At 47.7% G+C, this 19,887-nt stretch carries 13 protein-coding genes and 3 tRNA genes; 8 read left to right on the top strand and 8 right to left on the bottom strand.

The genetic code is table 11. The annotated features are described in order from the left end of the window. The first annotated feature begins 315 nt into the window (after positions 1–315). The 4 genes from HMPREF3190_RS00790 to HMPREF3190_RS00775 all read left to right on the top strand — a co-directional run bounded on the left by HMPREF3190_RS00790 (position 316) and on the right by HMPREF3190_RS00775 (position 3,066). A complete protein-coding gene (locus HMPREF3190_RS00790) occupies positions 316–1,761 on the top strand; it encodes a CCA tRNA nucleotidyltransferase (protein WP_066779302.1) in 1,446 nt (481 codons plus the stop codon). Between the two features lie 169 nt (positions 1,762–1,930). After that, positions 1,931–2,004 (top strand) — tRNA-Gln (locus tag HMPREF3190_RS00785). Positions 2,005–2,061: 57 nt separating this feature from the next. After that, positions 2,062–2,138, top strand: a tRNA-Glu gene (locus HMPREF3190_RS00780). A gap of 115 nt (positions 2,139–2,253) precedes the next feature. Beyond that, positions 2,254–3,066, top strand: coding sequence for a DUF364 domain-containing protein (locus tag HMPREF3190_RS00775; protein WP_066779298.1), 813 nt, complete (start codon positions 2,254–2,256; stop codon positions 3,064–3,066). Between the two features lie 63 nt (positions 3,067–3,129). Here HMPREF3190_RS00775 and ettA read toward each other — a convergent pair whose 3' ends face one another. The 6 genes from ettA to metK all read right to left on the bottom strand — a co-directional run bounded on the left by ettA (position 3,130) and on the right by metK (position 13,925). Further along, positions 3,130–4,809, bottom strand: a complete 1,680-nt coding sequence (gene ettA, locus HMPREF3190_RS00770; protein ID WP_066779295.1) for an energy-dependent translational throttle protein EttA — start codon at positions 4,807–4,809, stop codon at positions 3,130–3,132. A gap of 241 nt (positions 4,810–5,050) precedes the next feature. Further along, a tRNA-Ile gene (locus HMPREF3190_RS00765) sits at positions 5,051–5,125 on the bottom strand. A gap of 339 nt (positions 5,126–5,464) precedes the next feature. Next, positions 5,465–8,020, bottom strand: a complete 2,556-nt coding sequence (locus HMPREF3190_RS07210) for a class I SAM-dependent methyltransferase (protein WP_449675919.1) — start codon at positions 8,018–8,020, stop codon at positions 5,465–5,467. Position 8,021: 1 nt separating this feature from the next. Then, positions 8,022–9,185 (bottom strand): RNA polymerase sigma factor RpoD, encoded by a 1,164-nt coding sequence (rpoD, locus tag HMPREF3190_RS00755; RefSeq protein WP_066779314.1) that lies wholly within the window; start codon positions 9,183–9,185, stop codon positions 8,022–8,024. Positions 9,186–10,157: 972 nt separating this feature from the next. Next, positions 10,158–12,632, bottom strand: a complete 2,475-nt coding sequence (gene priA / locus HMPREF3190_RS00750; protein WP_066779291.1) for a replication restart helicase PriA — start codon at positions 12,630–12,632, stop codon at positions 10,158–10,160. 9 nt (positions 12,633–12,641) lie between these two features. Beyond that, positions 12,642–13,925, bottom strand: a complete 1,284-nt coding sequence (gene metK / locus HMPREF3190_RS00745) for a methionine adenosyltransferase (RefSeq protein WP_066779284.1) — start codon at positions 13,923–13,925, stop codon at positions 12,642–12,644. Between the two features lie 271 nt (positions 13,926–14,196). Here metK and HMPREF3190_RS00740 point away from each other — a divergent pair, with 271 nt between their 5' ends. The 4 genes from HMPREF3190_RS00740 (at position 14,197) to HMPREF3190_RS07505 (ending at position 18,576) form a co-directional block, all read left to right on the top strand. Beyond that, positions 14,197–15,567 carry an ATP-grasp domain-containing protein gene (locus tag HMPREF3190_RS00740; protein WP_066779282.1) on the top strand — a complete coding sequence of 457 codons (1,371 nt, stop codon included), beginning with the start codon at positions 14,197–14,199 and terminating at the stop codon, positions 15,565–15,567. A gap of 200 nt (positions 15,568–15,767) precedes the next feature. Then, positions 15,768–16,895, top strand: a complete 1,128-nt coding sequence (locus tag HMPREF3190_RS00735) for a lipoprotein intramolecular transacylase Lit (protein ID WP_066779277.1) — start codon at positions 15,768–15,770, stop codon at positions 16,893–16,895. A 40-nt stretch (positions 16,896–16,935) separates the two neighbouring features. Continuing rightward, positions 16,936–18,420 (top strand): glutamate--tRNA ligase, encoded by a 1,485-nt coding sequence (gene gltX / locus HMPREF3190_RS00730; protein WP_066779274.1) that lies wholly within the window; start codon positions 16,936–16,938, stop codon positions 18,418–18,420. Between the two features lie 21 nt (positions 18,421–18,441). After that, on the top strand, positions 18,442–18,576 hold the full coding sequence (locus tag HMPREF3190_RS07505; RefSeq protein WP_449675916.1) for a hypothetical protein: 135 nt from the start codon (positions 18,442–18,444) through the stop codon (positions 18,574–18,576). A 96-nt stretch (positions 18,577–18,672) separates the two neighbouring features. Here the strand turns inward: HMPREF3190_RS07505 and yaaA are convergent, their stop codons facing one another. Together yaaA and bcp are read right to left on the bottom strand one after the other, a co-directional pair. Then, entirely contained in the window at positions 18,673–19,425 is a 753-nt protein-coding gene (gene yaaA, locus HMPREF3190_RS00725; protein WP_066779271.1) for a peroxide stress protein YaaA, read from the bottom strand. Beyond that, complete coding sequence (gene bcp, locus HMPREF3190_RS00720) at positions 19,422–19,877, bottom strand: thioredoxin-dependent thiol peroxidase (RefSeq protein WP_066779269.1); 456 nt, start codon at positions 19,875–19,877, stop codon at positions 19,422–19,424. The genes yaaA and bcp overlap by 4 nt, the downstream gene beginning before the upstream one ends. Positions 19,878–19,887: the final 10 nt, after the last annotated feature.

Genomic DNA, 19,887 nt, shown 5'->3' with positions numbered 1-19,887 from the left:
GAAAAATTTCTGAAGGGGTACGTGTGCAGGGCTTACCTTCACAGCCCTTCCCTATGCGTTCTCCTTGAAGACGCGAAGCGATACTTTACCGTGCTTTACACAAGCACGCAAGAGTTACGAGTAAGCTTTCCTAAATTATGAAGAAGTTTCCACAACTAACGTTATAAAAACGATGTACATACCGTATTCGTGCTCATAAGCAGCGATATCTACGCTTCAATCATGAAACAAAACGCACGTGCATTATAATGTATAGATTACGAACATTCGCGCGAACAGCACGTGATGATAAGGTACATGCGGAGGTTATTTTCAATGAACACGAAACACACTACGCCTATCGATACTCTCGTGCAGTTAGAACGTAAAAGCGCACGTGATGCACACACGTGTCTTAACGAGCTTTTTACTTCTCACTTACCCAACCAGGCACAATGTTTAATGGAAGCTCTTAATAATGCTGGCATTGAAGCATTTGTTGTTGGCGGATGGCTGCGCGACGTAGTGCTCGATCGACCACGTCACGATATCGATCTTGCTGCAAATGCGCCCTGGGAGCATGTTGAGCGCGTAGCGTTATCCCACGGGTGGAGCGTTCATCATACGGGTATTGCGCATGGTACGCTTAGCGTGGTAATTGACGGCATGTGTTTTGAAGTAACGCAGTATCGAAGCGATGGAACGTATAGCGATGCGCGGCATCCTGATGCAGTATCCCCTGTTCAAACGATAGAAGATGACCTTGCACGGCGCGATTTTACGATCAATGCACTTGCGTGGAACGCTTCGCGTGGGCTGGTTGATGCATACGGAGGGCTGCGCGATTGTAAGCGCGGCATTATTCGAGCTGTTGGGAGCGCTGATATGCGCATGAGCGAGGATGCGTTGCGCATTCTTCGTGCACTTCGTTTTGCAAGTGAAATGGGCTTTTCTATCGATGAAGAAACATGGCACGCTATGAATACGCGTAAAACCTTACTTGAGAAGCTGCCGATGCCTCGTGTGCGCGCAGAATTTGAGCGCTTTCTGGAAGGAAGCCACGTTCAAAAAGCACTGGTAGCGTATGCAGATATTGTATGCGCACTTATTCCTGAACTACAAGCAAGCAGAGGGTTTGACCAGAAAACACGCTATCACTGTTTTGACGTATACGAACACAGTGCACACTGTACTGGCTTTATACCTGCGCAAGCTCATCTGCGCTGGGCAGCGCTGCTGCATGACAGCGGCAAGCCCTCCGTGTGCGTTGAGGAGCAGGGTGTTCGGCACTTTCATGGACATGCTGAGAAAAGCTGCATAATTACACGGAGCGTGCTATCACGCTTTGGCTACCGTAAACGCGTTATTGATCGTGCGTGTTACCTGGTTAAACATCATGACGATATGCTGGGTGTGCCGTGTGAGGAAATTACGATGACCATGGTGCAGCATCTACTAAAAACGATGAAAGGCAACGTGGAGCTTTTTTATGAATGGTGTGCTCTTCAGCGGGCTGATGCACAAGCGAAAGCAGCTGGGTACCAAGAGGGCGTAGCGCTGGCGGATGCGCTTGAAGCGCAATGCAACGCTATTTTGAAGTGTGGTGCGCCGTATTCGCTAAAGCAGCTTGCAATTACGGGAGATGATGTATGCACCTATACGCACTGTGAAGCTTGCGACATTGGAGCTATTCTAACGAAAGCGCTTGAGCGTGTTATCGATAAACGGTGCGAGAATTCGCACGATGCGCTGGTGAACTGGCTTGTTGCAGGTTCCTCGTAAGTGCGTGGGATAAAGCGCCATGAGCCGAAATGGAACTACTTGTGTTTTCTGCTTGAACATTTGTGTACGAGGTGCATTATTGCAAAAATGACACTTGACGAAATGCTGCGCTCTGTGTAGTATGACAACCTGCGCTTATGTCTTTTACTGACAAGCATCGATATGTCGATGGGGTGTAGTCTAATGGCAGGACAGCGGTTTCTGGTGCCGTACGTGAGGGTTCGACTCCTTCCACCCCAGCCACTTGCTACAAACGCACGTCACCAAACGCGTGTCAGCACTAAGCGCTGCGGAAATTGTGGCTCCGTCGTCTAGCGGTTTAGGACGCCGCCCTCTCAAGGCGGAGGTCGCCGGTTCGAATCCGGTCGGAGCTACCATCTTTTCTTTTTCATCATTCAAAAATCGCGCTACAATAGCTATAACGCATTCGAAGGGCTGAAACAATCCCTTTCCTTGCGCTTAAAATCTGTACCATAGAATAAAAGGATACCTATGCAAAGTTCATATAACAGCAATCACGAAACGCTTCAATCGTGCACCCAAAAGCAGCCTTTTTGGGCACTGTATGACGAATTAATTGATGCTATTCCCGCAGGTATTGAGGTAATTGATTATTGTATTGGCGCTCATTGGGTGTATGTTGAAGCGGCGTGCGGCATGGGAATCAGTCACGCTCTATCGGCCGGTGCGCACGAGGGCTTCAACAAGGATGCACGCGAGTTTGATCTGCGCAATTTAGCGCAATTTGCAAAGTCGTGGAACTTTGTAGAAGCGGCAATTGGTGTTGCTGCACTTAACGCATGGCACTCAAGCGTGCAGCACGTCGAAGCGCTGGGTGGCGCTATCGATTTCGACCGCGCAGAAACCAACGACGCAAGCAATCCGTTTAAGACGCTTGCTGAGCAGTATCGCGGCAAAAATGTTGCTGTGGTTGGGCATTTTCCCAATGTAGAAACGATGCGAAAAATTGCGCGTGTAAGCGTGTTGGAGCGGAATTGCACAAGTTCGCTTGACATACCGGATAGCGCGTGTGAAGCTTTGTTACCTGAGCAAGATTTTGTTTTTATGACCGGAACGACGCTTATCAACAAGACCATCGTGCGCTTACTTGAACTGAGCAAACACGCATATTGCGGCGTTGTAGGCCCATCGACACTTCCCCACGAGGCATATTTTGAACGTGGTGTAAATTTGCTGGGCGGCAGCGTTGTTGTTGATCACGATGCAGCAAAACTGTCTATTAAAGGCGGTACAAAACGACAGTGGCGCAGCGGCATTAAAAAGTTTCATATTGAACGTGTATAGCCGATTAGCACAGGTAAAAAGCAGGTACGGGCGTGGTTGCGCGAATTCCTGGGTGGCGGGCTTCTAGTTGCGCGTGAGCTTGCGATGGATGCGATGCGGGCGTGCAGCATCTACACCTAAACGCTTCTCGCGATTTGCCTGATATGCCTCGAAATTTCCTTCAAACCAATACCATGCAGCCGGGTTATCATCACTGCCTTCCCATGCCAAAATATGCGTGGCAATGCGATCGAGAAACCATCTATCGTGGCTGGTAATAACTGCACAACCAGCAAAATTAAGGAGCGCATCTTCTAGGGAAGCAAGCGTTTCAGTATCAAGATCATTGGTAGGCTCGTCAAGCAAGATAACGTTGCCGCCTTGCTTAAGTGTGAGCGCCAAATTCAAGCGATTGCGCTCACCGCCCGATAAGACGCCTGCTTCCTTTTGTTGATCGGGGCCTTTAAAACCAAAAGACGCAACATAAGCGCGTGAGGGAACTTCCGTATCCCCTACCTGCATATAATCAAGCCCGTCCGATACTACTTCCCACACTTTTTTATGAGCATCAATACCTGCACGCGTTTGGTCAACATAGGAAAGCTGCACGGTTTCTCCGCGGAAAATAGAGCCGCTATCGGGGGAAACTTCGCCCATTATCATTTTGAACAAAGTTGATTTGCCAACACCGTTCGGCCCGATAACACCAATGATCCCGTTAGGAGGTAGTGAAAAACTCAGATTGTCGAAAAGAACGATGTCATCGTAGCGTTTCGAGAGCTGTGTCACTTCAATAACACGCGTTCCTAAGCGTGGAGCAGCAGGAATACAAATTTCCGTAAAGTCAGGTTTTTTACTGGAAGAGGACTCTGCAAGCATTTGATTATAACGCTCAAGGCGTGCTTTGTTCTTTGCTTGGCGCGCTTTCGGTGACAGACGCACCCACTCAAGCTCGCGTGCAAGCTTTTTGGCGTGTTTTTCACTTGCTTGGCCTTCAGCTGCCATGCGCGCTGCCTTCGTTTCAAGATACGTTGAATAATTTCCCTTGTAAGGGTACAAATGCCCTCTATCAACTTCGCAAATCCACTCGGCAACATGATCAAGAAAATAACGATCGTGCGTAACCGCTAGAACAGCGCCTGGATAGGTTTTTAAGTGAGCTTCAAGCCAGGCAACCGATTCGGCATCAAGGTGGTTGGTAGGCTCGTCCAACAAAAGCAAATCGGGTTGCGTAAGCAGCAAGGTACAAAGCGCTACGCGGCGGCGCTGACCACCCGAAAGGTGCTTTATAAGCGCCGATCCATCGGGACATTGAAGCGCGTCAGCCGCTTGCGAGAGCTTTGAGTCGATATCCCACCCATCAGCAGCATCAATTTCATTTTGCAAGGTGCCCATTTCTGCCATCAGCGCATCAAAATCGGCATCAGGAAGCGCCATCTGAGCACCAATTTCGTTGAAGCGATTTACTTTGCGTATGATGTCGCCAAAAGCGCTGGCAATCGTTTCGTCAACGGTTTTTTCAGAATCGAGCACCGGTTCTTGCTCCAAAATACCTACTGTAAAACCAGGTGTTAAGCGAGCTTCGCCATTTGAAACATCAAGCTTACCTGCCATAATACGCAAAAGTGTGGATTTACCCATACCGTTTGGCCCGACGACTCCAATTTTTGCACCCGGATAAAAACTAAGCGTTACATCATCAAGAATAAGCTTGTTGCCTTGGGCTTTACGTGCATGATTCATTTGGTAAATAAACTCTGGCATATATACTCCTGAAACCATTCGTAGTGATAGCTAACAGCGCGGTGCACTAAAACATAAAAAACTTTTAGCAGAGGTCTCTGTGCTTGGATAACGCTTGTGCAAGATTGTTTGTGCATAGCATTAATCATGTAAGCTCGCGTCCGCTTGAACATGTTTGATGAAAAGCGATACAGGTACTTATAGATTACGAGAGGTATACATGCACTGGAAGATTGACAAACGATTACAACCAAAAGAAACGTGGTGGGCCCTGCAGGACTCGAACCTGCAACCAAGGGATTATGAGTCCCCTGCTCCGCCATTGAGCTAAGGGCCCGCGCGTGCTTGCTTATTTTAACCTAACACACAAGAAAAATGCGCGGTGTTCAAGAAAAAATCAATTCCGCGCATAAGTTGCAAAAAATAAGAGCAATTACCTGCATTAACACGGACCATTCTGTAAACATACGCTCGCACAGGTGTGGCGAGAGCTTCGATATATTCCCCTAGACGCATTTGCACGCATGAACATATAACAGTAGTAGTACGCGCTGGTAAACGCACTAAAGTGCTCATACGCGTACGCAGAAACACGCTCGTATCACAGCATCGTTTTCTGTAACAGCACACATTAAAGCATCGTTACAATCAAGCTCGATTCGCCTGGAAAACATACTTAATGTTGCGCGATGCGATACACCCAATAACAATGATGAATTTTCTTATTACGCGCAAAATCGAGCGGAATAGTTTCATCAGTAATACAGCGCACGTCAACGCCATAATGCTTCAACTGCTGCTCATTGAGCTTAAATGATCGCAAGTTGCACGAGAACAACGCTCGACCGTGCTCAGAAAGCAACCGGGAAACACCGATAAGCAGCTCAACATGATCGCGCTGAACATCCCAGGTGCGCCGCCCCATTGCCTTGGAATTGGAAAAGGTTGGCGGGTCAACAAAAATGAAGTCAAAGCGTTTGCCTGAGCGACGTGCATCAGTCAGCCAACGCATTACATCTCCGCGCTCGAACAGGTGCTGCGAACCCTCAAAGCCGTTTAGATACATATTTCTATCTGCCCATTCAAGATAGCGCTGTGACAGATCAACCGTGGTGGTACTGTGTGCGCCGCCACGTGCAGCATACACACTCGCACTACCTGTATATCCAAACAAGTTCAAGAAGCGCGCGCCTGTACAGTGTTTTTCAACAAGCTGTCGTGTTATACGGTGATCAAGAAATATTCCGGTATCAAGCTTGCTTGCTAGGTCGACTTCAAATATCAAGTCGTTTTCGCGAATGTAGCGAACACAAGGCTCGTGTGCTGCACCTGCATTGCTATACTGCGCTCCACCTTTTTCTTGTATACGTGTTTTGATAAATATACGCTCAACAGGAACATTACAAACACACGATGCAATATATACCGCATCGGCAAAACGACGTGCCGCCTTTATAGGAGAAATACAACGCGCAGGAGCATATTCACTTATATGCAAATACAACTGCTCGGGAGTCTGTTGAAAATCGGGTGATTGCGCGGCACTATATACATCAATTGCAAGTGAAAATTCTGGCAAGTCGGCATCGTAAAGGCGATAATTTGCAACCTGACACGTACGCGCGAATTTGCGTCTTTCACGCAACAGCTTAATTAAGCGCTGCGCAAACTGCAAGGATCCTTCTTCGTAAAGATATACCGGATGAGCAGCGCCACCATTGGTATCACTTACCTGGTATAAGGTTCCTGGTAAGCAAGAACGAACATGCTCAATAACCGACACCGACACTTTTTGATGCGCGCATAAAAGTTCAAGAACAGAAACGCTCGCAAGCGGAATTGATGTTGTGGATGCAGCACTACTTTTAGCAGTCGTGAGCGCTTGATCATCTGCGTGTTCTGCATCAGTGGCGCTTTGATCAGCTGCATGTTCTTCATCAGTGACGCTTTGGTCAACGGCATGTTTTTGCAAAACGCTCCATGACGACAGAGATTGATGGTGCCCGCGCGCAGTCTCAAGCTGAGCAGTGCAAAGAGCTACAAAGCTATCGTCCAAGGTAGCTACCCATACCGTGTCAGTAACGTGGTACATGCACTGTAGCATAAGCTGCTGACATGCAATGGTAGATGCTTGCGAACGCAGCGATGATAACGCATAACACGATGCAAGAGCAATGCCATGATCATAGTTGCCATCATCATACATCTTCGGGTTAAGCAGTGCGAGACTCCGCTGAACGTTCATTGGATTGACCACTAAACACGCCACAGCACCACACGCTACTAATGCCCCAAGATGAGCGTCTTTAAACTGCTTGATAATACGCTGCTGAGAGGCTGCATGAGTGCACAAGACTACCCACGGACGTACACGTTTTGCCTGCACATCATCCATAAACTGTTGCACGGCAGCAGCATATGCGCACTGCGCGTTTTGTTGCAAATCACTCCACATGTCACTATCGTGCAATGCCCAAGCACGCACACCCCACGAATTGCGATACGCATGAAGAGGCATATGCAAGCATGCACATAACGCTTCAAAAATAAAACGAGCGCTATACGCACACGGATCAATAAACGTACGTGCATTAGTTTGATTGCAAACACGTTGTGCAAGAACAGCAGCAACCAGTGTTTCAAGTGGTGCTTTATCATGTTCAACGTCGCCTAAATAAAAACGACGTCCCAGCGTTCCACCACTTACATCTAAAGACAAAGTAGCACGATTATCGCGCAAACGAACATCAATAGAAGCGCATATCTGCTGTTTTACAGAAGATACATGCTGTTCATGAGAGTGTTTAACACGAATTTCATCTTGCGAACGCGTTGCACGCAAGGTATCGACAATCGCATCTTTTACTTTTAACGCTGTGAAGTGCGTATTACGAAGCTGCTGGTGCGTACCAGAAGCTTTAACTGCAATCGTCGTACCAGGTGCAATAATATCGCACCAGTTCATCGAAGCAACATTACGATAAAGCGTATCGGCATCAGGGGCGGATACTCGTGCAAGAATAAGCGTTACGCGTGCAGCAATACGACTGTACAACAAAAACTTATATACTTGCTGCTGAGTAGCAAAAAATGCCACGCCGCTTTGAAGTGGACGCACGCGCTTAATGCCAAGCGTTTTCATTTCTTGAGCAAGCAACTGCTGCGAACCGGGCAAGCAGCTTGCATAAAACTCGAATATGTCGCGCGACTCGCTACTGGGCGCGCTATTCATGCTACACCTCAAGGTAGTCTTTCAATTTTGAGGAACGCGAAGGGTGACGCAATTTTGCTAGTGTCTTGCTTTCAATCTGACGAATGCGCTCGCGCGTTACTTTAAACTCGCGCCCCACTTCTTCCAAAGTACGCGGATGCCCATCTTCAAGACCAAAGCGAAGAACAATTACTTTACGCTCACGTTCAGCTAAACCGTCAAGCACTTTAGCAAGCTGCTTTTGAAGCATGGAATAACTAGCAGCTTCAGCTGGTGCAATCGTTGCTTCATCTTCAATGAAGTCTCCCAGTTGAGAGTCTTCTTCCTCACCGATAGGTGTTTCCAAACTAACCGGTTCCTGGCTAATTTTTTGAATTTCACGAACTTTTTCAGCGGTCATGCCCATCTCTTTGCCAATTTCCTCAGGTGTTGGTTCACGCCCAAGTGTTTGAAGCAAATTACGCTGTATGCGTACTAATTTGTTAATAGTTTCAACCATATGAACAGGAATACGTATGGTACGCGCTTGATCGGCAATAGCACGGGTGATAGCTTGACGAATCCACCACGTAGCATACGTAGAAAACTTGAAGCCTTTCGTATAATCGAACTTTTCAACAGCGCGAATAAGACCTAAATTGCCCTCTTGGATAAGGTCAAGGAACAGCATGCCACGCCCAACATAGCGTTTTGCAATGGATACAACCAAGCGCAAATTTGCTTCAATAAGCATTTGCTTAGCATCAAGCCCCATCATTTCAACACGAGAAAGCTTGCGGCGCTCAAGACGTGTAAGCTCTTTGCCAGCTGCTTCCAGCTCTTCAAGCTCGCGACCAGCCTTAATTCCGTCTTCAATTTTCTTTGCAAGCACCACTTCTTCATTAGCATCAAGCAGTGACACTTTACCAATTTCTTTCAAATACATGCGAACTGGATCGCCGGTAAGCATCGTAACGCCGGTATCAACCGAACGCATGCGACTTGATTTAATTTTTGACGCGCGTGCAGCTTTTACTTTCGGAAGCGGTGTATCGGGAACAGCATTCAATTCTTCATCAGGAATACCATCAAATAAATCGGTTTCATGAGTGATGGCTTTTTCAAGGTCAGATACCGTCATATCATCAATGGAAACATCGTCAAATGTTTCTGCAGTAAGATCGTCCACCGAAGGCTCTGCATCGATGCCTGAAGATGATAAACTTGATGAAGACGCAGCGCTTGTTTTCTTTTCTGCTGGTTGCTTTAATGCGCCTTCGTTATCATGCTGCGTACTATTTTTAGATTCAGATTTTTTAGCCGATGCAGCTTTTTTTGATGACGTACGCTCTGCTGTACGAGGTGTATCAGTTGAAGCGGTCTTTGCACTGCGAACGCTTGTTTTTTTGCGTGAAGAATTTTTCTTATCAGCAACGCTTTCTGATACATCGCTTTGTTCGTGGTCATCAGTAGTTATTTTTGATGAAGACGCTTTAGCGCTTTTTGTACTGGTAGTACGCGTGCTGCGTTTTGATGCGGAAGTTTTCTTAGATAATGTGTTTGTGTGTGAAGTGGCAGTTTCAGCAGAGACACTCTCGGGGAGCATCTCCAAATTTTCAGAGGCTTCTTGGAGCGTATCCTTTGAAGCAGATGATACTTGAGTTTTTTTAGAAGATGCTTTCTTTGGAGCAGCTTGTTTAGATGCAGATGGTTTTTTCACGCTGCGCGTATTGCCGGCAGTACGAGAAGTTGAAGATTTTGCTTTTTTTGTAGTTTTTTCTTTCTGAACTGCCAACTCGCTTACCGATTCCTGAGCACTATCATTTGCATCATGTGTTACTTTTTTATCGTTTACTTGGGATTTTTTTGATTTAACAGTCACAAATATATCCTTTCGCTGCCAACATTGAATGCTCTATTTACTTAAATTTCTGAATTTAGGCGCAATAATACAAATTGCATTCTAGCATTTTTTTCTCATGGAGTGCGTATGTAGCACACGTTCACACAACGCACAAAATCACTCATTTTTTTCCTCAACACGCAAAAGAGTGACATACGCTGTATACATAGCAAAACGAAAGAATCAATCTTCTCTGAACACACTAAAGAGCGTAGCTCAACAAAAGCTTGCGGCACACAGTTCTTGCAACACGTGATAGTTTTACTTTTCGCTCCATTACATGACGCTCAATGGATCAACATCAATAGCAATGTTGACACCAGCTACTGTTTTTCGTTTACGAACGAGCTCATATAAAACTGCAGAAACAGCAGCTTCACGCGGTGCTTTAATAAAAATATGAAAGCGATAAATTTCGCGCACTTTCTCAAGCACGCACGCAAGAACATCAGATACCCACCAGGTGGTGCATCCCTTTGACGCAAGATGATCCATTAACACAACACGAAACTGTTCTAAAGCATGGCGCGTAGCTTCTTTTTGAGCACCCCACGCTAAAATATTGACGCACGATGTGAACGGAGGATAACCGAACTGCCTGCGTTTTTCCAGTTCACCAGTTATAAAAGCAGATCGGTCATAATGAGCAGCTGCTTGAATAGGCAGTACATGCGGATTGTATGTTTGCAAGATTACACGACCAGGCAGCACATCGCGCCCTGCGCGTCCTGCTACTTGCTCAATTAAATTGAAGGTACGCTCGTGACTGCGATAATCAGGCAAATTAAGCGTCGTATCAGCATTGATAATACCAACCAGCGTTACATCTTTGAAATCGAGACCTTTGGCAATCATTTGCGTTCCCAGTAAAACAGCACCTGTTTCAAATGAAGCAAACTCATCGAGCAAGCGTTCATGAGCATAGCGCGCAGAAGTGGTATCAGCGTCCATGCGCACCACCGGCACCTCGTAAGTAAGCTCAATTTGCTGACTGAGAAAACTGCGCAATTCCGCTTCAACACGCTGCGTTCCCGCACCAAATTTCTTCAAGTACGGGCTTTTACAAACGGGACAAACCGCAGGTAAAGGTGCACTATATCCGCAATGATGGCACATTAAGCGATGGTTCACTTCATGAAACGTAAGCTTGGTTGAACAGTGTGTACACTCAGGCGTATAACCGCAATCACGACACAACACGAAGCGTGCAAAACCGCGTTGGTTGAGCATAAGAACCGCTTTGTGATTGTGTTGCAACGTGTGCACAAGCGCTTGCTGAAGCGTGCGCGAAAACATCGAACGCGAACCGCCGCCAAATTCGGCTGCCATGTCAACAACCGTTATGGGCGGCATGGGAGCGCCGTTTGCACGCGTAGCAAGCTTTACGTGATGCCAGTTTTCACGCTTAACCGCTTCAAGCGTTTCAAGCGACGGCGTGGCCGAGCCAAGCACCAAAGTAGCTGCTGTTTGCTGCGCCATCCACCAGGCAACATCGCGCGCATGATAACGCGGCGCTGCTTCTTGCTTGTAGGTTTCTACATGTTCTTCATCGATAATGATAAGGCCGATATCACGCAAGGGGCAAAACAGCGCACTGCGCGCACCAACCACAACACGCGCGTGGTGCTGATAGATGCTTTGCCACTGCTCAAAACGCTCTTTCGTGGTAAGGCGCGAGTGTAAAAGCGCAACCATATTGCCAAAACGACCACGAAATCGTGCGACTGTTTGCGGTGTGAGTGAAATTTCAGGAACAAGCACGATGGCGTTTTTCCCTGCTTGCAAACAATGTGCAATGGCTTCAAGATACACTTCCGTTTTGCCCGAGCCCGTGACGCCATCCACAACAACTGCCTGACCACAGGCGCTATCCATGCACTGCGTGATGCAAGAGATGGCAGCGTGCTGGTGCTCGTTAAGCTGAAACGGGCGCGTATAATGCGGCTGGTTTACATTGGAAAGCGCGTAGGAGTGCGCTTGCACTGTTTTGGTGATGAAGCCTTTTTTAACGAGGGAATTAACAGTGCTTGTTGCGCGATCAAATTGAAGCGCAAGCTCGCTTAGCAGCAAAGGGCCAGCTCGCAGCGCATCAAGCAGCGCGCTTTGGCGATGCGCATTGCGCGGAGGCGCATAGGCAGCACCTTCGGGTGTAATTTCAAGCCACGTATCTTGTTGCGCGTGCATAACAGGACCGCGATAGATCCATGCGCGTGAAGGCGCAGGTGCGGGCGCGGACGGTAGTGTTGTATCGATCGAGAGAACAGGTGGGGTCGCGAGAACGGATGCTCCATCACGTGCGCCATCGACAACGCATTCCTCACCAGGAACGACAGGCGTTCCACCCGCAACAGGCACGGGAGTGGGCGCGCCACCCGCAACAGGTTCCCCATGCGGCGCGCGCACTACTTTTCCCACTCCACCTGGCGGCATAAACAGTCGAATACAGGCTGATAACGGCGCGATATAGTAGCGCGCCATATAGTATGCGCATTGCAGTTGAAGCTCCGTAAAATACGGCTGCGAGCACACACGTTGTATCGAGCGCAGGCGCTTAACAGGACACGCGCACGTATCTGCAGTGTAGACGCGCGCAACAAATCCAAGAACGCTGCGCGCACCAAGCGGAACCATGACAACACAACCCACTTCAAGCTGATAATCGCCCTGGTCAAACGTGTCGTTTACGCGATAGGTGTACATGCTTTCAAGGCACGCAGATGCTACATCAACAATAACGTCAGCAAGCTTCATGGAGCATCGTTATGAAAGTGCAGCAACAGCGCGCGTAAGCTTGTCAACCATATTGGTTTGTTCCCACGTAAACTCGGGCAATTCACGGCCAAAATGACCATAACTTGCTGTTTTACGATAAATCGGGCGGCGCAAATCGAGCTCGTCAATAATCGCTGCAGGACGCAAGTCAAACACCTGCGCAATAGCACGCTCGATAAGGTGTTCATCAACATGGGCACTGCCAAACGTGTCAACCATAATCGACACAGGATGCGCAACACCAATAGCGTATGCTACCTGCACTTCACAGCGCGATGCAAGCTTTGCAGCGACAACATTTTTTGCAACCCAACGCGCTGCATACGCAGCTGAACGGTCAACTTTCGTGCAGTCTTTCCCTGAGAACGCACCGCCGCCATGGCGACCCATACCACCATAGGTATCCACGATAATCTTGCGACCGGTTAATCCGGCGTCACCCATCGGCCCGCCAACAACAAAACGCCCGGTAGGATTGATAAACACCTGCGCGTCACGCGCAAGCTCAATATGCGCAGCTTCAAGCACAGGATGCACGACAAAGCGCACAATATCGTCGCGCAAGGTGTCCATCGACACGTCTTCTGCATGCTGTGTTGACACCACAACGCGCTCAACAGCTTGCGGACGGCCATCCGCATAACGTATCGTTACCTGCGTTTTTCCATCGGGACGCAAGTAATCAAGCGTTTCATTTTTACGAACTTCGGTAAGTTTTTCGGCAAGGCGATGCGCAACATAAATAGGCATCGGCATAAGCGTTGGCGTTTCATCGCACGCATAACCAAACATCATGCCTTGGTCACCTGCGCCGATAGTATCGTACTTATCAAGCGCGTGTGCACTTTCAGAACCTGCAGCATGCTGAATTTCGTACGATTCGTCAACGCCAAGCGCAATATCAGGACTTTGTTCGTGAATGGCATTCATAACGCCGCACGTATGGGCATCGAAACCGTATTTTCCGCGATTGTAGCCAATTTCATCAATGACGCTGCGCACAATTTCTGGAACATCAACATAAGCTTGCGTGCGCACTTCGCCGCCAACAACCACAAGTCCAGTAGAGATAAACGTTTCACATGCGCAGCGAAACAGTGCTGGATTTGCAGGAGCGCCATTAGGGGCAATATAACCTGCACGGGCAAGGTCGATTTCTTTTGCCAAAATGGCGTCAAGGATTGCATCGGAAATCTGGTCGCACATTTTGTCGGGGTGACCTTCGGTAACCGATTCTGACGTAAATAAAAAAGAACGGGGCTGTGTATTCATATTATCTCCTTTTGCCCCCTTGGAGTAGAGGTCAGTGTGGCGCTAACTCCACATACCCCTCGGGATTTATATGACGTATCTATTATAAAAGCGAATAGAGAACAACCCTAGCACTTTTTTGTGAGTGTAACTTATCTGTGTTCTTCAACTGAATGAGTACAGCGCACGTTTTATAGGTATAGTGAATCATGCAGGAGAATTGATTGTGTCAAGACTAAATATGCGGCATTGAAGGGTATACACAAACGTGACGAAAGGGGTGGCACGTGCCATGAAAAGTAATAAAGCACTCGTAGAAGAGTATTTCAATATAAGCGCTCGGCTGAATGGAGATATTGCTTCACGACGTCGTGCACATACCTACATGCAGCAATCAAGCGCCATTGTACATCATCGCGTTGTTGAGGCAAGTTTCACACCTAAGCTATTCAATGCAGCAAGCTATACCATGTTCAAATATACTGCTGAAAACACCCACCGCATTTTATGCAAAGTGATTCAGCACTATCTTGATAACCCAAGCTATCGTGAGATTTTTGATTTTGATGAACGCTTAAAAGAGCTTATTTTGCTACCGCGCGGATACAAAGACGTTTTGCCGTTTGCGCGCGTTGATACCTTTTTTGATGAAGCGAATAACACGCTCAAATTTTGTGAATTTAATGGCGATGGCTCAAGCGGCATGAACGAAAACCGCGAGATTACTCATTCTATTGAGCAAAGCGCTACATTTAAGGAGTTTGCAAAACACCATAACGTTGCAGGTTGTGAATTGTTTGAAAGCTGGGTCAGCACGTTTATTGCAATTTACGAGTCGTCCGATAATGCACATAATAATCCTACATTTGCTATCTGTGATTATCTTGATCATGGTGTCGTGGACGAGTTCTATCTGTTTGCAAAGTTGTTTGAAGCGCGTGGCTACCATTGCATTGTATGCGACGTGCGGGAAATTTCCTTTGATGGTACGCATGCACGCTCGCCAGAAGGCGACGTGATTGATGCAATTTGGCGACGCTGCGTTACCAACGATGTGTTGGAATTTTGGGATGAGTCAAAACCATTCCTTGATGCGTTACGTGCGGGTTGCGTGACGCTTATTGGCAGCTTTGCGGGACATATTGTACATGACAAACAAATTTTCCAGATTCTTACGCATCCGCAAACACAGGCATTTCTTACGAAAAACGAAATTGAGTTTATTCATGAAACGGTGCCGCTAACGCTACCTCTTACTTCATATACTATCACTGAACAGGCAATTCATGAGAATAAAAATAAATGGATTATCAAACCTGTTGATCACTATGGTGCTGATAACGTGTATGCGGGGCTTGGCACAACGCAAGAGAAATGGGATGCGTTACTTGATCGCTTTGTTGATAGCAAAGCGGGTTTTCCGATGATTGCACAGCACTACATTCAGCCTTATAAAACACTTACGCTGCCGCCCGATACCGACATCGAACAGCGCCGCGATAACGAAGTGCAGCAAGCAGGACAACTGTATAACAACCTCAATGGCTTGTATATCTATAATGGGCAGTTTGCAGGCGTATTTTCTCGCTTGGGGCCTTTGCCTACCATTTCCAAAGATATGAAAGGCATTACAGCAGCTACCATCTGGGTAGACCTACAGTAGCACACGAAAGGCGCGCGTGAAGCTTATCGAACAGCATCTCGTCACACGCGCGCTACCATAGCGCTACCATAGCGCTACCATGTGCAGCCCGTTCTGCCACAAATGCACGAACAGTGCTACCGCGTCTGTATGAAAGATGAGTATAATACGCTTATAGTGCTCATGTAAGAATAACAATCCATGCGAGAATGTGACAAAAAGTGACACGCGAAAGCAATAGTAATACGCAACAGCATACACAATACGCAGCAGCATCTGCCAGCAAAATGGCAGATGATCAGCGTATGCAGCCCGATGAGCGCGCTGAAGAGCGCACTGAAGAGCGCGTTGAGCAGGTCACAGAGCAGGTAGCCGAGCACACCAACGGGCATGGTACAGAGCGCTTCCCCGATAGCACACAGCAAACTGAGCGCGCCACAGAGAAAACGGAGCACACCAGCAAATTCCCAGCTTCTCATCCAAAAACAGCGCGCATATATCTGTTTAAAACAGCGCATATTCTGCTGAGTATAAGTCTTTGCATATTTCTTCTGACGTGCGGATTATTTGTGTGTATGAACCCTCACGTAACACGCGCTTGCTCACGTGCCAGCATTGAAAAAGTTGCTGCAAAAGATGCAATACAGCACAACCGCATGTTTACGCAGTATGAGTTGGTTTATATGGCAGGCGAACTGCGCGATTACTCGTTTGGTGCACACAATAAAAAACGGCTGCTCTACGCTCAACTAAAAATAAATGCAGCTCAAGGACGCAATATTAATGCAAAAGTTCGCAGTGCACTTGCTGATACGTATAACACACACAAAGCAATCAAGTCGATGATCAAGCATGCGAATGCAAGCTTTCGCAAACACACGATTATGCAGCAGGCACCAGCTACTATTACCAAATTTGACGAACGTTTTTTTATAACGCAAGCAGCACTTACACACCTGGATGATGTCTATGCCTTAGGCGTTATCGCGCGCAACGTCAGCATTGCAAGTGCTGTGGTAAGCCTTGCGCTTGTAGCGCTCCTCTTCTTCATGAACCAACGCGTTTACCTAGGACGCGCACTTAAACATGCCGGCATCGTTACACTTGTATTGTTAGCATGCGGCATACTGGCATCGTTGTTCAACTTCACCGACTTTTTTACTCAATTTCATGAAGTGCTCTTCCCTCAAGGAAACTGGAGTTTTAGCGCCGATTCGCTGCTTATTTCTGCACTTCCTGAAGCATTTTGGCAAAAACTGGCGCTTATATGGGGCACAACAAGCGCGCTTAGTGCCATTGTGTGCTTTCTTTTAGGCTTCGCGCTCACACGGCGCAGAAAGCAACTATAATACTTGCTATACCACGTCAATGAAAGAGAAAGGCTTCATTATGGCACAGCACTCCTCTCCTGTTCGCGTACGATTTGCTCCATCGCCCACAGGCAAGCTTCACATAGGAGGCGCCCGAACTGCAATCTTTAACTGGGCGTTTGCTCGTGCAACAGGAGGCAGCTTTGTTCTGCGCATAGAAGATACCGACCCTACACGCTCGACCGATGAAAACATACGCATTATTGTTGATGCAATGCGCTGGCTTCAGCTTGATTGGGACGAAGGTCCGGAAGTTGGTGGCGCTTATGGACCGTATCGCCAGACGGAGCGCATGGATACCTACCAGAAAGCGCTGCAACAGCTTATCGATTGCGGGGCAGTGTATCGGTGCTTTTGCAGTAAAGAACAGCTTGATGAAGAACGCGAGAAAATGCAGGCTGAACAGGGAGGATACTCCGGATACAACCGCGCGTGTCGCCACTTGAGCGCGCAAGAGGTGCAAGCGCATCTTGATGCAGGCGATCCGTTTGTGTGGCGCTTAAAAGTACCTGATAATCACCCTGCCATCGAATTTGACGATGCTGTTTACGGCCATATGTCATTTCCAGCCGATGTGATGGATGATATGATTCTCGTGCGTTCGGACGGTACGCCAACATACAATTTTGCGGTTGTGTGCGACGACATAAATATGCAGATCACACACGTTATTCGCGGTGATGATCACCTTTCAAACACGCCGCGCCAAATTCTTATATATGAAGCGTTAGGAAAAACGCCGCCTGTATTTGCTCACTTGTCGATGATTCTTGGCAGCGACGGGAAAAAACTCTCGAAGCGTCACGGCGCAACAAGTGTTGAAGAATATCGCGACAAGGGCTACCTTCCTGACGCAATGGTGAATTTCTTGGCCTTGCTAGGATGGTCGCTTGACGGAGAAACAACGCTCATCTCGCGCGATGTGTTGTGCAAAGCATTCGACTTAGCACGCATTACGAAAAAAGACGCAATTTTTGACGAAGTGAAGCTTGACTGGATGAACGGTGCGTACATTCGCGAACTTACAGCGCAACAATGGGCGCGTCTTGCACGTCCGTGGATTGAAAAAGCAGGTGCTACGCCTGAATTCTTCGCGCTTGATGCCTGGGCTGAAAAAACGTTTGCGCTTATTGGACAGCGCTTAGTGCGCTTTGAAGAAATTCCCGACAAGCTTGCGTTTATGTTTTGGGGAAGCACGCTTAAGGCACTTGACGATGCGTCGTTCAAAAAGGTGCTTGCTAAAGCGGACAGCCGCGCAAAAGACGTGCTGGTAGCGTGTGAGGCTATTTTGGCAGATACGAGCATTCCGTGGGAATGCAATGTTATGCAAGATGCCGTCAAACAGTTGTGCGACACAATGCAGCTGAAGCCTAAAGCAGTATTTCAGCCGCTCCGTGTAGCAATTGCGGGCAATATGGTGTCGCCTCCCCTGTTTGAAAGCATGGAGCTTATGAAGCGCGAAGATTGCGTCGCGCGTGTGCACTACGTGGCATCGTTGCTGTAATAGCTGGGCAAACTAAAGCGCATGTGCCTCGGCACTGGTCAAAAAAGTGACGATGCTAATGTAACAGCATCGATGGTTTGCTGTAGTAGCGCAAACGGTGTTGCCGCTGATGAAGAACGTATTGCAGCTGGCAGGTGGCGGCGTGCACGGCGCTGAAACTGCTCGCAGGTCTATTAGAGCTGCACTCCCAATCCACCAGGCGCAATGCTGCCTTGTGCACTGCAATGCCGTTCGCCTACCGCTTGTTGCCAATTACTGCGCACGTGCTTTAAGAAAAACATACTGGGTATCATCTGAGCGCTCCTCGCAAAATTGATACCCACTCCAATTAAACGCTTTCAACTGTTCAGGTGTTTCAGCGTGAATCTGCGCCATAAAGCGCACCATTTCGCCACGCGCCATTTTCGCATACACGCCTTTTTGCACCAATTTTGCACCCGACAATTCAGCAAAAACGCAGGTAATAAAGGTATCTTGTGGGGTGGTATACGCCTTGATGCACTGAGAATACTCTTTTGAAGCAAGATTGATGATAACGCGGCTGTCATCGATAACTTCATCGTATAACAAGCGACCCCAAAAATCGTACAAATTTTTATAACCGTCAACGGCTGCTTTCGCTTGCATTTCCAAACGATACGGAACAACGCCATCGAGCGGCTTTAACACACCGTAAAAGCCTGAGAGGATGCGCAGGTGTTCCTGCACATACGCAAGCTGACTATCGGTAAGAACACACGGCGCCATATAGGTATATTGTATGCCGTTATACGATAAAAGCGCAGGTGAAAGGTTCGCATGCACATCCATATGCGCGAAACGCTCGGCGTTTTGCTGCGCGAGCGCGTCATTGCACGCCCACAAACGTTTTTGCTGGTCAAAACTAAGCGAGGCAATCCAACGTTGCAGTTGCTGTGTTTTCTGTAAGAATACAGGAAGCTGTGTGGCTGAAATGCTATCAGTAGCTACACGCATCTGCTTTGCAGGTGCGATGATTGCTCTCATGCAAGCGCTCCTAGCATGTGCTGGGGGTTTTCAGCAGGCTTTACTTTTTCAAGAGCCTGTACGATAACGCCGTTTTCATCAATAAGATACGTGCTGCGCACAATGCCCATGTATACTTTTCCGTAATTTTTCTTTTCTTTCCACACGTCATATGCTTGAATAACCTGCGTTTCCGGATCAGAAAGCAGCAAAAACGGCAAGTTGTACTTTTCCTGAAAGCGTTTATGCGATGCTACGCTGTCTTTGCTTATACCCAGTACAACAGCGCCTTTTTCCTGAATCTGAGGATACAGCTCACCAAACGCGCATGCTTGTTTTGTGCAACCAGGCGTCATGTCTTTTGGATAGAAGTACAAAATAACGCGCTTGCCTTTAAAGTCGGATAAATGGCGAACAACGCCATCTTGATCAGGCAAAGCAAAATCGGGAGCAGGCTGTCCAATCTCAAGCATAGGAGTGTCC

Source organism: Umbribacter vaginalis (genome assembly GCA_001552935.1).
Taxonomy (GTDB): Bacteria; Actinomycetota; Coriobacteriia; order Coriobacteriales; family Eggerthellaceae; genus Berryella; species Berryella vaginalis.
Note: the sequence above shows the minus strand (reverse complement) of the source record. Positions and strands in the feature narration are given on the sequence as shown.

Coding starts and splice junctions, on each gene's coding strand:
- metK (WP_066779284.1), bottom strand. CDS start 13,925: ATGAATACACAGCCCCGTTCTTTTTTATTTACGTCAGAATCGGTTACC.
- priA (WP_066779291.1), bottom strand. CDS start 12,632: ATGAAGCTTGCTGACGTTATTGTTGATGTAGCATCTGCGTGCCTTGAA.
- HMPREF3190_RS00790 (WP_066779302.1), top strand. CDS start 316: ATGAACACGAAACACACTACGCCTATCGATACTCTCGTGCAGTTAGAA.
- HMPREF3190_RS07210 (WP_449675919.1), bottom strand. CDS start 8,020: ATGAATAGCGCGCCCAGTAGCGAGTCGCGCGACATATTCGAGTTTTAT.
- HMPREF3190_RS07505 (WP_449675916.1), top strand. CDS start 18,442: ATGTGCCTCGGCACTGGTCAAAAAAGTGACGATGCTAATGTAACAGCA.
- yaaA (WP_066779271.1), bottom strand. CDS start 19,425: ATGAGAGCAATCATCGCACCTGCAAAGCAGATGCGTGTAGCTACTGAT.
- ettA (WP_066779295.1), bottom strand. CDS start 4,809: ATGCCAGAGTTTATTTACCAAATGAATCATGCACGTAAAGCCCAAGGC.
- HMPREF3190_RS00775 (WP_066779298.1), top strand. CDS start 2,254: ATGCAAAGTTCATATAACAGCAATCACGAAACGCTTCAATCGTGCACC.
- HMPREF3190_RS00740 (WP_066779282.1), top strand. CDS start 14,197: ATGAAAAGTAATAAAGCACTCGTAGAAGAGTATTTCAATATAAGCGCT.
- gltX (WP_066779274.1), top strand. CDS start 16,936: ATGGCACAGCACTCCTCTCCTGTTCGCGTACGATTTGCTCCATCGCCC.
- bcp (WP_066779269.1), bottom strand. CDS start 19,877: ATGCTTGAGATTGGACAGCCTGCTCCCGATTTTGCTTTGCCTGATCAA.